This window comes from Rhodococcus sp. (in: high G+C Gram-positive bacteria), from assembly GCF_049591685.1.
Taxonomy (GTDB): Bacteria; Actinomycetota; Actinomycetes; order Mycobacteriales; family Mycobacteriaceae; genus Rhodococcoides.
Window position 1 is genome coordinate 1 of sequence record NZ_JBAWFH010000321.1, and the last position, 12,673, is coordinate 12,673.

The following is a 12,673-nucleotide window of genomic DNA, read 5'->3' on the forward strand; positions in this document are numbered from 1 at the left end:
GACGACACGAGGCCTGAGACGTGCGTACCCGCTACCGAGGCGGCGAGCACGGTGTGGACGCCCTGCGCGGTCTGCGCCCAGGAGAACTCGCGCGCTCGGACGCGGGCCTTCTCGCCCAGATCGGACCGCACCTCGGGGTCGAGCAGCAGTTCTCCGACGGCTTCGGTCAGGGCGGAGACATCGCGGTCTGCACCGTCCCCGCCGACGAGCACACCGGTGACCCCGTCGATGACGGAGTCCGTAAGTCCCTTCGAACTGCGATAGCCGACGGTGGGAACCCCGTGCTGAGCAGCTTCGATGACGGCGAGTCCCCATCCCTCCTTGCGCGAGGGCATGACGTGGACCCAGGACCGTCCGAGCAGTTCGTGCTTGCGGGCCTCGTCCACGTGACCGTGGAACGTGACGGCACTGTCCATGCCCAGTTCAGCGGCACGTCGACGGAGGTTTTCTTCCCACCACCCACCGCCGATGATGTCGAGGTGCAGCCCGGGTACGCGGAAACGCAGCGCGGCGACGGCAGCGAGCGCGTCCTCGATCTGCTTGTGCGGAACCAGCCGGGACAGGACGGACAGCGACGGATACGGCGTCCGGGTGTCTCCACCGCCGATCGAGACGGTGTCGGGCACCGAATCGGCGCCGTTGCGGACCACGGCCACCCGCTCGCGAGCGACGCCGAGGGCCACCAATTCGTCCGCCGACGGGAGCGACACCGTCAAATACTGGCTGCGACGATGCACCCGCGGCGACACCGCACTCTCGAGCCACCACCCGAGCTTGGCCATCAACGGCCCCGCCACCGGCCACTGTTCGCGGTGACAGTGATGAACCAGCAAAGTCACCGGCGCACCGGACACCAGTTTCGAGAAGAAGGGAATGCCGTTCTGCGTGTCGATCACCGCGTCCGGCCTGATGCCACGCAGCGACCCCAAACCCAACCGTCCGGCGACGATCGCCGCCAGCGCACGCGGGTAGACACTGAGCCGGCCACCCGCACGAACAATGCGGATACCGTCGATTGTCTCCTGGGCCGGAGCCCCCGGATACGACGCCGTCCGCAGCGTCACCTTCACACCCCGAGCAGCCAACCCGGCACCCACCTGCTCCAGGTAACGCTCACTCCCACCGCCCTGCGGATGGCCCGTATCGCGCCAGCAGAGCAACAGCACCTCGCGCACGACTTCGGACCCCATTTCACGGCACAGGAACATGAACTTCCCGACACCCTAGCGGGTCGCCCGGCCCCGGGAGGGCACGACATCGTCGCTCGCCTACGCTTCTTCCTCGTGCGCACAGACAAAGGGGGGCCTGCGGCCGTCACCCGACAGTTCTCCCGACGCGCCACACTGCGGAGATCGGTGAGCCTCCTCCGCGACTTCGGGCACGAGCAGAGCGCACCCGACATTTTCTATGGAGCCCTCGCCCGCGACTCGGTCGAACTCATCGGCGACCTCTACTCCGGGCTCACCGGCGACGGGCTCGACGGCCGAGTCGTCCTCGACGTCGGCGGCGGGCCCGGCTACTTCGCCGAGGTGTTTCTCGCAAGCGGAGCCCGGTACATTCCCGTCGAACCGGACGCCTCCGAAATGCACGCCGCCGGACTCGACGTCCACGGCAGCGTCCGCGGATCCGGCATGGCCCTACCCTTCCGCGACGACAGCGTCGACATCTGCTTCTCCTCCAACGTCGCCGAACACGTCCGCGAACCCTGGACCATGGCCGAGGAAATGCTCCGCGTCACCAAACCCGGCGGACTGATGGTCCTGTCGTACACCCTGTGGTGGGGCCCCTTCGGCGGACACGAAACCAGACCCTGGCACTACCTCGGCGGCGAATACGCAGCCCGCCGCTACCGCCGAACCCACGGCCGCGAACCGAAGAACCGCTTCGGCAAATCACTGTTCGACATCGGTGCAAGCGACGGCTTCCGCTGGGCCCGCACCACCGGAAGCGGGCAGTTACTCGCCGCCTTCCCTCGATACCATCCGCGCTGGGCCTGGTGGCTCATCCGCATACCCGTTCTACGCGAACTCCTCGCCAGCAACCTCGTCCTGGTCTTCCGCGCACACTGACGCCCAGGCTCCACTCCTGCCTCACTGGTCATTCCGCAGGCTCCACTCCTGTCGGTACGTTGGAACGATGACAGCGCTGGCATTAGACATCGGGGGAACGAAGATGACCGCGGCCGTCGTCGACGAGGACGGCATGCCCGGAGAAGCACTGGCCGTCGCGACGCCGCAGGCGAACGTATGGGAAGCATGTTCGGAACTGCTCGACGCAGTGGTCGTCGGCAGCGATGTGGATCGCATCGGAATTGCCTGCGCGGGGCCCGTGGACACCGTGCGCGGCGTCGTCGCACCCATCAACATCCCGGAGTGGAAGGACGGTTTCGGACTGGTCGATGCCGTTACTGCGCAGTTTCCCACCGCATCCACCGAACTGGCCATGGACGGCGGATGCGCGGCGCTCGGTGAGCACAAGTTCGGCGCGGCCATGGGCGTCGACGACGTCCTGAGCCTCGTGGTGTCGACGGGCATCGGCGGCGGGCTCGTGCTCGGTGGCCGGATCGTCACCGGACGCAGCGGCAACGCCGGCCATATCGGCCACATTGTCGTACCTGGGTCGACGACGCCCTGCACATGCGGCGGTCTGGGCTGCGTGGAGACGGTGTCGAGTGGACCGTCGGCCGTGCGGTGGGCCCAGGAGCAGGGGTGGAAGGGGACTACGGGAGCTGAACTGGCGCAGTCTGCGAGTGAGGGCGACGTCGTGGCCGTGACGACTCTGCAGCGCGCAGGTGTTGCGCTCGGGCAGGCGATCGCGTCGGCTGCGGCGCTGGTCGATGTGAACCTGGTTGTCATCGGCGGTGGTTTCGCTCAGGCTGGACCGCCCCTGTGGGATCCCATTCAAGAGTCCGCTGCCCTGCATGCGAGGTTGAAGTTCCTGGACGGCCTACAGATCGTTCCCGCCAAGCTCGGCGGCGTCGGGACGTTGACGGGTGCGGCGGTGCTCGCGGCTTCCCTGCCCGTGCGCACTTAATGCTGCTTCCGCAGCACTAAGTGCGCACGGGTGGATCTTCCCTATTTCTGTAACGTGTTCTAGTCTCGTTTCATGACCGACTTCGACAAGCTGTTCATCGGCGGGCACTGGACTGCGCCGTCGACCGAGGAGACGCTCGAGGTCTTCTCACCCGCCACTCGCGCCCGCGTGGGAGCCACTCCCGTCGCGGCGCCCGCCGACATCGACGCTGCCGCGGCTGCAGCGCGAACTGCGTTCGAATCCGGACCATGGGCTCGAACCTCACCCGTCGAACGAGCACAGGTTCTCGCCCGCGTCGCCGCACTGATCACAGAACGCAGCGCCGAACTGACCGAGGTGATCTCGGACGAGATGGGCGCTCCGCATTCCATGGTCGGAATGCTGCAGCAGACGCCCGCGCTTGCGGTGCTCGAATACTGCACACAGCTGGCCGAGGCATTCCCATGGGAGGAAACGCGGCACGGCGCGTTCGGGCAGAGCAAGGTCACCCGGGAACCGGTCGGAGTCGTCGCCGCCGTCATCGCCTGGAACGTTCCACTGTTCCTCGCCGTCAACAAGCTCGCTCCCGCGCTGCTCGCCGGCTGTTCGGTACTGCTCAAACCCGCACCCGAAACGCCGCTCGGCGCCAACCTGCTCGCCGACATCTTCACCGACGCCGGCATTCCCGAGGGCGTTCTATCGGTACTACCCGGCGGAGCCGACACCGGTGAATACCTCGTCTCCCACCCCCTGGTCGACAAGGTGACCTTCACCGGGAGCACGACCGTCGGGCGCACCATCGGGACCATCGCGGCGCAGCAGCTCAAACGCTGCTCGCTCGAGCTAGGCGGCAAATCCGCCGCCATCCTCCTCGAGGACATGGACATCGCGTCGACGATGCCCATGCTGTTGATTTCGGGGTTGATGAACAGCGGGCAGGCATGCGTGGCGCAGTCGCGCATCCTGGCGCCGCGATCTCGCTACGACGAAATCATCGATGCAATGGTCACGGGCATCGGCTGGATGCAGGTCGGTGACCCGAAAGACCCTGCGACACAACTCGGTCCGCTCATCTCGGAGAAGCAGCGAACCCGCGTCGAGGACTATATCGCAACGGGCAAGGACGAGGGCGCACGACTCGTGGTCGGCGGCGGGCGACCCGAAGGCCTGGACGGCTGGTACGTCGAACCCACCATTTTCGCCGACGTCGACAACTCCATGACCATCGCGCGAGAGGAAATCTTCGGCCCCGTGCTCGCCGTCATCCCGTACGACTCCGAGGACGAAGCCATCAAAATCGCCAACGATTCCGACTACGGTCTCGCCGGATCCGTGTGGACCACCGACATCGCACACGGACTCGAGGTCGCATCTCAAATCCGAACGGGGACATACGCCATCAATTGGTATGCGTTCGACCCCGGCTCACCCTTCGGCGGTTACAAGAACTCCGGAATAGGACGAGAAAGCGGCCCCGAAGGTCTCGACGCGTACTGCGAGCTCAAGTCGGTCCTGATGCCTCCGGGCTACACGGACGCCCCCGCCTGAGGCGCGGCCTCATTCGACGACGAGGACGTGAAACATGGTGTGCTGACCGCCCGCGGCGTTGAAGTTGTCGTCGGCGCACAGCATCACCGTTCGGGTTCCGTCGGCCAGCGTCGGTCCCCACGAGATACCTTCGACGTTGTCCGGGTTCTCGCCTGTCACAGCGAAATCGAACAGCAAGGCCTTGGTCATCGGAGCTTCGCTGCCATCGAGTGATTCCTTGCCCGCAACATTCGTCGCGCCGACGGTCGAGGCGCGATAGACCTGCACGGTGTTGCCGCTACCCGGGATGAGTCCGCGTTCGACGACCAGGTAGTCGGTGTCGTCGATTGCGAGTAGTTCTGACGCGCCGCGATCGGCCTTCAGCGTGTATGCGGTCGCGGGGTCGACCACGTCCGGGTACGGTCCGCCGATCGGGTCGACCTCGTAGACAAACTCCGCTTCTACACCAGCCGATGCGGAGTCGAATACCACTGCCCGAGAACGACTGACGGCATCGGTCGTCGCGGCGTCCCCGTCTTGAACCAGCGCGTTCTCCGTCAGCGCGGTGATCGTGCTGCCGTCGGCAGTCACCGTCAACCCCTCGAGCGCCAAGTTGTTGCGGACGCCCCTTAATACACTGGCGTCCGGGACGTAGGCCACCGGCAACGGGTAGTCACGGATGTGCGAACCGTCGGGCGCGAACCGAGCGACGAACGGCGACAACATGTTCGACGCGTCGCCCTCACTGCTGACGAGCACGTCGGCGCTCCCCGGCACCCGGCGGATCGACTCCGGATCGACGCCCTTCGGCGCAAATGGGATACCCTGCGGATCCTTGTACACCGTCATGGCGGTGACGTTCGGCGTCGTGGAGGTGAAGTGCCCCGCATCGTCGAGTACCAGTTCGAGTTCGTAGAAGCGAGCGGGCCCCTTTTCGGACCGGTCGTCGCTCGTCGCCAGATACCGTCCAGTCTCTTCGCTGCGGTCGATTCCTGAGATACCGCCGAACGGCACACCGAACGGGCTCGTTGCATCGGGGACCGTGATCGAGTCGACATACGTCAGCGAGCTGACATTCGAACCGGTTTCGGACTGTGGAGCGGAACCCTCGGCAGTCGAGCACGCACCTACCACGAGTACGGCGGACAGGACGGGCAGCAGAGTTCGACGCATGCGCCGACGGTAGGAGGTCGAAATGAACGAATTCTGTACGCCTATCCAAGTTTTACCTCTGCCACGACGAAGCCGCCCGCGCCGTTTTCACGACACGGGCGGCTCGAGTAATGCGGGTCCGGCGAGTACCTGGTGGGTTACGCGCCCAGTCGCTGCTTGAGCGCGTCGAACTCGTCCTTGATTCCGGACGGGAGCTTCTCGCCGACGAAGTCGAACCACTCCTCGATCAGCGGAACCTCCGCCTTCCATTCGTCGACGTCGACGTTTAGTGCCTCTGCGACGTCCGCGGTGGTGATGTCGAGTCCCTCGATGTCGAGAGCCTCGGCCGTCGGCACCACACCGATGGGCGTTTCGACGCCGGCAGCCTTGTGCTCGATGCGCTCCACGATCCACTTGAGGACGCGGGAGTTCTCGCCGAATCCTGGCCACAGGAAGCGCTTGTCCTCGCCGCGGCGGAACCAGTTGACGTAGAACACCTTCGGAAGCTTGGACTCATCGGCGTTCTTGCCGAGGTCGATCCAGTGTTGGAAGTAGTCACCGACGTTGTAGCCGAGGAACGGCAGCATTGCCATCGGGTCGCGGCGGATGGCTCCGACGGTTCCCTCGGCTGCTGCGGTCTGCTCCGAGCCAACGGTGGCGCCCATGAAGACGCCGTGCTGCCAGTCGCGGGCCTCCGTCACCAGCGGCACAGTCGTCTTGCGTCGACCACCGAAGAGGATCGCGGAGATCGGCACGCCCTTCGGGTCGTCCCATTCGGCGGCCATCGACGGGCACTGGGCCATCGGCACGCAGTAGCGCGAGTTCGGGTGTGCGGCCTTCTCGTCGGAATCGGGCGTCCAGTCGTTGCCCTTCCAGTCGATGAGGTGATCGGGGCGGCCTTCGAGGCCCTCCCACCACACGTCGCCGTCGTCGGTCAGACCGACGTTGGTGAACACCGAGTTGCCCTGGTCGATGGTCTTCATCGCGTTCGGGTTGGAGTCCCAGTTGGTACCGGGTGCGACACCGAAGAAGCCGAACTCGGGGTTGACGGCGTACAGCCGACCGTCGTCGCCGAAGCGCATCCAGGCGATGTCGTCACCGATGGTCTCGGCGCGCCAACCCGGAATGGTCGGCTGAATCATCGCGAGGTTGGTCTTGCCACATGCCGACGGGAACGCGGCTGCGATGTAGTAGGCCTTGTCCTCGGGCGAGATGAGCTTGAGGATCAGCATGTGCTCTGCGAGCCAGCCCTCGTCGTGCGCCATCGCCGAGGCGATACGCAGCGAGTAGCACTTCTTGCCGAGCAGCGCATTGCCGCCGTAGCCCGAACCGAAGCTCCAGATCTCGCGATCTTCGGGGTAGTGGGTGATGTACTTGGTCTCGTTGCAGGGCCACGGCACGTCCTTCTGGCCCTTGTCGAGCGGGGCGCCGAGGGAGTGCAGTGCCTTGACGAAGAATCCGTCGGTACCGAGCTTGTCCAGGACGGCCGCGCCCATACGGGTCATGACGCGCATGGAGACGACGACGTATTCCGAGTCGGTGATCTCGACGCCGAGCTTGGGATCGTCGGCGCCCAGGGGGCCCATGCAGAACGGAACGACGTACATGGTGCGTCCGCGCATACATCCGCGGTAGAGGTCGGTCATCAGACCGCGCATCTCGGACGGATCCATCCAATTGTTGGTGGGGCCCGCGTCGATCTCACGCTTGGAACAGATGTAGGTGCGCGATTCGACGCGCGCGACGTCGGACGGGTCCGAGTTGCCGAGGAACGAGTTGGGCTTCTTCTCGTCGTTGAGCCGAGTGAAGGTGCCTGCGTTCACCAGTTGCGTGGTGAGCCGCTCCCATTCTTCGTCGGAGCCGTCAGCAAAGACCACGCGATCCGGCTCGGTGAGTTCTGCCACCTGCTGTACCCACGCAAGGAGTTCCTTGTGCTGGGTGGGAGGTGCGGCGTCAGTGCCGTTCAAACCGGGAATGGTCGCTGAGGTCATCTAACTCTCCTGGGGTGAGCCGGAACCAGAATCTCTCGTCGCTTCGCTGGTGGGCAGTACAGCGAAGCGATGCAGACCTGACCCTCCCCTCTCGGTGGGGAGCTGCCCGATCACTCGATCTGCCTATACCGCATCATAACGGTGACGTCAAGAAAGAGGACACGGGCGCCGGGTGTCCTGGTCTCAGGTTAACGCCGCATGTCGTCATTACGGCACCGGGGTGTTGTCCGATTGGTCACAAGAACGATTCAGTAGTGCGAAAGTACGGGTTCAGAGCCTCCGAGCAGCCGGTATTCCCTGTTCGGACATCAACCATTTCCGTCGAAAACCTCCCCGTCGGACGTTTCCTGCCAACTCGCAGAACCGTTCGCAGCGCGAAAAATTTCCCATGTTTCGTAATGCCCGCCACGCCCGACCGAAGTGAACGTATCGATCACCCCGTCCATGTCTCGGTCACGTGCGACAGTCACTCCCGCGTCCGTGTGCGAGACGCGGATCTCGGAGTAGCCGTCGCCGTCGGAATCGAACAACTCCACCCCGTTCCGCCCGACACCGTCGTCGAGCGCGGAAGCTTCGGGCGCGTCGAGCCGATCGAGAAATGCATCGCTGAAGTCCACGGCCTTACTCCTTCACGTTGGCACCGCGACGGATGCCGCTCACCCAGTCGGACGCGGCGCAGCCGTCTGCGGTTCCCGGCGATGCGATCCGAATTTTTCGAGGCCCCGATCGAGGGTCGTCAGATCCCGATCGCACGCGGCAAGAACCGCCACCCGCGTGTCCGCTATCTCGCGCAGTTCTGCTTCGACGCGGCTCAGGTCCGACTCCGCGGCGCCGACGGCCGCCCGGGACGTCTCGTGCACGGCTGAGGTGAACTCAGCCTCGGCCTGGACCAATCGAGCGAGCGCAGCGTGTTCGAAGGAGGCCTTGGCTGCAACGGTTACGTCGGCGACCCAGGTGCGAAGGTGCGCCCGGTCGGCCACCAGCCTTCTCGACCGCACCAACCACCACGCGCACAGTGCCCCGAGGACCAGCGAGATCGGCAGCACCGCAATGTCGAGTGCGGGAACCATCGTCAACGGCGACACTGCGATGCGGCCCAGCCCGACTCCCGCCGATGCGCCGACGAATACCGTGACCTTGTCTTCCATGCCGCGCGACCTCGCCGTGGGGGCGGCGTGCGTGACGACCGGATCCGGCCCGCTCGGGAGTTCGGTCGACAGTTCGAGCTCGTCGTCGATTGCGCGCAGCCGCGCACCGAGCCCGGTGTGGACGGTCGACGCGGTCAGCCGGAGTTGTTCGACGAGGTATTCGGGCAGATGCCGTGACTGCGACGCAGTGGTGTTGTCGACGCTTTCTCGTGCGGCCATCGTGTAGGCGCGCACGGCGTCGCCGATATCGCGCATTGCCTCCGACCTGGCCATCTGCAACCGACTGCGCAGCGTCGCGGCCCTCTCGGCCTTGAACCGGTCTCGGACGTCGACCAGTCGTGCGCGTTCGGCGCGCAGCACAGCCGTCGACGACGCGCTGGTGACGTCACGCGCCTTCGCCACTATGGCTCGGCGAGCACCCGCTGCAGCGGCGCGGACGGCCGCGTCGTACTTTTGTTCCCTCGTCACGTGAACGGGTGTTTCCAGAGCCTCGGCGACGAATCGCAGCACGTCCGCCAGCCCCGAATCGTCGCGCAGTGCGGCGCGCACCGCGGGGTCGACGGCGATCCGTGCCCGCTCCGCCAGTTTCGCGGCCGTTGGTAGTACACGGAGGTCGACGCAGCGCGGCACGAGCTGGTCGACGGATGCGGACACCGCGCGGCACACCTCACGCCATTGGCGATGGACGTCGATCTTGTTGACGAGCAACCCGACCGTCGTGGAGTCGAGGAGGGGTGTGAGGTCCGCGAGCGCTCGGCGCCCGAGCGGACCCGACGCATCGTGCACGAACAGCACCACCGCGGCGGCCTCGGCGTCGGCGGCACGCGGCAGCGAAGCTCCGGCCAGCGCGTCCAGTTCGGCCATGACGGTTCCGACGCCCGAGCCTGAGTTTCCGGTGACGAACACGCCCGCCGGGTGGCTACTACGTGCAGCGGACACGATGTCGATGCCCTGCGGGAACCAGCGCCTGACGACGCTGTCCATGTCGGCGGGTACGTCGATCATCGGATGACCGACCTCAGGTAGCCGCGAGCCACGGCGAGAGCTGCGCGGGCCTCCCCGGGATCTCGGGCGGACGTCGACCGGGCACGCCACGTGCGGACGGTAGCCGGAGTGGGGTCGGCTTCCTCCGCTTCACCCAATGCGCGGAGACCACTGCGCATGGCGATCACGACTACTTCGTCGGAGGCGAGGTAGCCCTCGAGCTCTTCGGTGGTGAGGGGGTGTCGCGCGCACACCGCGGTGAGTTCGTGCAGCAACCGACCCTGCCTGTCCGTCATGACGCCGTCGATCGCCCGGCGGACGGCAGCAACGACGGCGTCCGCCCCGCTCTCGTCCGCCAGCAACGACCGAAGCGCAGCGTCGTCGATCCCCGGGTCTGCCGTCAGAGCTCGGGTGACGACGCGCACGCCGTGTAGTTCGATCTGCTCCGACAGCACCGCTCGCTCTTCCCGCGGAATCGGCAGTTCAGCGCTCAGGAACCTGTCGGGCGTCAGCAACATCTCGGGCAGGATCTGCGCTGCGATCGGTCGGAGTGATGCGAAGGTCTCGGGCTGGTCGCGGGCAAGCGCGGCAGCGATGGTGCCCATCAGGGGATACACCGGGACTCCGACTGTCAGCGAGAGAGCCCGGGCCGCCGCGTCCTCGTCGTCGAGGGTGTCGGCCTTGGCCAACACCGCCACCACCTCGGTTGCCGCACAGACCACGTCGAGATCCGCCTGCTGGGGCCCGCCTCCCATGACGTGCACGAGGACATCGCCGTCGAGCACCGGGTCGAGCGAGCCGGGTACGTCCATGGGCGCGGTCTCGACGACGCTCATTCGGTCGCCCGACAATGCGACCGAGCCATCGAGCAACGCGACCGAGCCATCGAGCAACGCGCCCGAGGCGTCGAGCACTGCGCGCACCGTCGACTTGCCGACACCCGATCGCCCTGACACCTGCACTCGGATCGGGGCGAAACACCGGTCGACGGCACGCGCGACGTCGTCTGCGGACAGTGGATCACGGCCGGCGAGCGCACGCAGATGGCTCTCGGACATCGATCCGGGCATGGTCACGTTCATATCCCCCCGCCGGCACGCTGGCGTGCCATCCCCTTGCGCGACCGGTCCCCACCCGTCGCGATGAGTAATACTGGCACACGGCCCCGACAGAACGCGTGATTCTCGAGCCGCTGGCCTGCACTGACACCACAAGTCTCAACTTCAACTCGAGACCCACCTGTCACAGACTCCTTCGATGCGCGACAATGGTCGAGTGAACGACGCACGGAGCACCACCCACGACCTCGAATCGGGGACCGACCAGCCCACCGGCCGCGGTTCTCGGCTGTACCCCCGCGTAACCAGTTTCCGGTCGAGGCGAGGCGCTCTGACGGACGCACAGCAGCAGACATGGGACGCCCTGTGGCCGCGGATCGGCCGCGACGTCGCCGACAACAAGATCGATGTCGACGGCTGGTTCGGACGGCAGGCGCCGACGATCCTCGAGATCGGATCCGGCACCGGCACCGCGACGACCGCCATGGCGAAGGCCGAACCGCACGTCAACCTTATGGCCGTCGAGGTGTACCGCCCCGGCCTGGCGCAGACGCTGCAGCAGATCGAGCGCGAAGAGATCGGCAATATTCGGTTGCTTCGCGGCGATGCCATGGACGTGCTCGAGAACATGCTCACCTCGGAGTCCCTCACGGGTGTGCGCGTGTTCTTCCCGGACCCGTGGCCCAAGGTGCGGCACCACAAGCGCAGACTCCTGCAGGGCCCGACGTTCGCGATGATCGCAGACCGCCTGAAGCCGGGCGGCGTGCTGCACGTGGCGACCGACCACGCCGAATACGCGGAGTGGATCGCCGAAGCGGGGAACGCAGAGCCCGCGCTGTCCGTTCTCGACTGGGAATCTCCGATGACACACGAGCGGCCTGTCACCAAGTTCGAGGGCAAGGCCCAGTTGGTCGGCAGTTCGGTGACGGAGTTGATATGGGGGAAGAGTCCACAATGAGCTTCAACGACGATCTTTCGGACACGGCGATCGCGGCTCCCTCCGTCACCGACACGGGTGATTCTCGACACAGCAAGCGCGTGCTGCTCGTCTGGGATGCGCCGAATCTCGACATGGGACTCGGCGCGATTCTCGGTGGGCGTCCGACGGCTGCGTACCGCCCTCGTTTCGATGCGCTGGGCCGATGGCTGCTTCAGCGCACTGCGGAGCTGTCCGTCAACGGCACCGCAACCCTCGAAGCCGAGGCAACCGTGTTCACCAACATTGCTCCGGGCAGCGCCGATGTGGTTCGCCCCTGGGTCGAGGCTTTGCGTAACGTGGGTTTCGCGGTGTTCGCCAAGCCGAAGGTCGACGAAGACAGCGATGTCGACGCCGACATGCTCGACCACATCGCTCTGCGCAACCGAGACGGTGGGCTTGCAGGCGTCATGGTCGCGTCCGCGGACGGCCAGGCTTTCCGTGAGCCGTTGGAGAGCATCGCCGCAACAGGCGTGTCCGTTCAAGTGCTCGGTTTCCGTGAGCACGCGAGTTGGGCGGTCACGTCGGAGGCATTGGAGTTTCTCGACCTCGAGGACATCCCCGGTGTCTTCCGTGAGCCTCTGCCGCGGGTGAGCCTCGACTCGCTGCCGGACGAGGGCGCGTGGCTGCAGCCGTTCCGTCCACTGTCCGCCCTGCTCGTCGGGCGTCAAGGAGTTTCGTAGTGTTCGCCAGATGGGGAGATCTCGTCTACCGCTTGCGGTTCACGGTCATCGGCGTCATGGTGGCCGCCCTTCTGGGCTTCGCAGCGTACGGACTCGATCTGAACGACCATCTGAGCCAAAGCGGCTGGGACGATCCCGGCTC

The 12,673-nt window shown here is 65.8% G+C and carries 11 protein-coding genes; 5 read left to right on the plus strand and 6 right to left on the minus strand.

Features of this window, described 5'->3' with window-relative positions; all coding sequences use genetic code 11:
• Window positions 1–1,175: glycosyltransferase family 4 protein (locus WBQ44_RS13345; protein ID WP_495567172.1), on the minus strand; the 1,175-nt coding region annotated here is incomplete at its 3' end.
• 108 nt (window positions 1,176–1,283) lie between these two features.
• Between WBQ44_RS13345 and WBQ44_RS13350 the strand changes: the two genes are divergently transcribed.
• From WBQ44_RS13350 to WBQ44_RS13360, 3 genes are all read left to right on the plus strand, one after another.
• Complete coding sequence (locus WBQ44_RS13350) at window positions 1,284–2,069, plus strand: class I SAM-dependent methyltransferase (RefSeq protein WP_495567162.1); 786 nt, start codon at window positions 1,284–1,286, stop codon at window positions 2,067–2,069.
• Window positions 2,070–2,136: 67 nt separating this feature from the next.
• Window positions 2,137–3,033: an ROK family protein gene (locus tag WBQ44_RS13355; protein ID WP_495567163.1), complete on the plus strand. Its 897-nt coding sequence runs from the start codon at window positions 2,137–2,139 to the stop codon at window positions 3,031–3,033.
• Between the two features lie 72 nt (window positions 3,034–3,105).
• A complete protein-coding gene (locus tag WBQ44_RS13360; RefSeq protein WP_495567164.1) occupies window positions 3,106–4,560 on the plus strand; it encodes an aldehyde dehydrogenase in 1,455 nt (484 codons plus the stop codon).
• Window positions 4,561–4,569: 9 nt separating this feature from the next.
• Here the strand turns inward: WBQ44_RS13360 and WBQ44_RS13365 are convergent, their stop codons facing one another.
• The 5 genes from WBQ44_RS13365 to WBQ44_RS13385 form a co-directional block, all read right to left on the minus strand.
• Window positions 4,570–5,712: an esterase-like activity of phytase family protein gene (locus WBQ44_RS13365; protein WP_495567165.1), complete on the minus strand. Its 1,143-nt coding sequence runs from the start codon at window positions 5,710–5,712 to the stop codon at window positions 4,570–4,572.
• A 137-nt stretch (window positions 5,713–5,849) separates the two neighbouring features.
• Window positions 5,850–7,682: a phosphoenolpyruvate carboxykinase (GTP) gene (locus WBQ44_RS13370; protein ID WP_495567166.1), complete on the minus strand. Its 1,833-nt coding sequence runs from the start codon at window positions 7,680–7,682 to the stop codon at window positions 5,850–5,852.
• Between the two features lie 308 nt (window positions 7,683–7,990).
• The gene (locus WBQ44_RS13375) at window positions 7,991–8,299 is read right to left on the minus strand and encodes a DUF6802 family protein (protein WP_495567167.1); all 309 of its coding nucleotides are present in this window, start codon (window positions 8,297–8,299) and stop codon (window positions 7,991–7,993) included.
• Window positions 8,300–8,338: 39 nt separating this feature from the next.
• Window positions 8,339–9,835 (minus strand): hypothetical protein, encoded by a 1,497-nt coding sequence (locus WBQ44_RS13380; protein ID WP_495567168.1) that lies wholly within the window; start codon window positions 9,833–9,835, stop codon window positions 8,339–8,341.
• Entirely contained in the window at window positions 9,832–10,890 is a 1,059-nt protein-coding gene (locus tag WBQ44_RS13385) for a hypothetical protein (protein WP_495567169.1), read from the minus strand. Before WBQ44_RS13385 ends, WBQ44_RS13380 begins: the two co-directional genes overlap by 4 nt.
• Before the next feature lie 181 nt (window positions 10,891–11,071).
• Between WBQ44_RS13385 and trmB the strand changes: the two genes are divergently transcribed.
• Both trmB and WBQ44_RS13395 read left to right on the plus strand, forming a co-directional pair.
• Window positions 11,072–11,830 (plus strand): tRNA (guanosine(46)-N7)-methyltransferase TrmB, encoded by a 759-nt coding sequence (gene trmB / locus WBQ44_RS13390; protein WP_495567170.1) that lies wholly within the window; start codon window positions 11,072–11,074, stop codon window positions 11,828–11,830.
• Window positions 11,827–12,531, plus strand: a complete 705-nt coding sequence (locus WBQ44_RS13395) for an NYN domain-containing protein (RefSeq protein WP_495567171.1) — start codon at window positions 11,827–11,829, stop codon at window positions 12,529–12,531. The genes trmB and WBQ44_RS13395 overlap by 4 nt, the downstream gene beginning before the upstream one ends.
• The last annotated feature ends 142 nt before the right edge of the window (window positions 12,532–12,673 follow it).

Bases quoted from the DNA above. Each gene is read 5' to 3' on its own strand.
- WBQ44_RS13380 (WP_495567168.1), bottom strand. From the start codon at position 9,835: ATGATCGACGTACCCGCCGACATGGACAGCGTCGTCAGGCGCTGGTTC.
- WBQ44_RS13370 (WP_495567166.1), bottom strand. From the start codon at position 7,682: ATGACCTCAGCGACCATTCCCGGTTTGAACGGCACTGACGCCGCACCT.
- WBQ44_RS13365 (WP_495567165.1), bottom strand. From the start codon at position 5,712: ATGCGTCGAACTCTGCTGCCCGTCCTGTCCGCCGTACTCGTGGTAGGT.
- trmB (WP_495567170.1), top strand. From the start codon at position 11,072: ATGCGCGACAATGGTCGAGTGAACGACGCACGGAGCACCACCCACGAC.
- WBQ44_RS13395 (WP_495567171.1), top strand. From the start codon at position 11,827: ATGAGCTTCAACGACGATCTTTCGGACACGGCGATCGCGGCTCCCTCC.
- WBQ44_RS13355 (WP_495567163.1), top strand. From the start codon at position 2,137: ATGACAGCGCTGGCATTAGACATCGGGGGAACGAAGATGACCGCGGCC.
- WBQ44_RS13360 (WP_495567164.1), top strand. From the start codon at position 3,106: ATGACCGACTTCGACAAGCTGTTCATCGGCGGGCACTGGACTGCGCCG.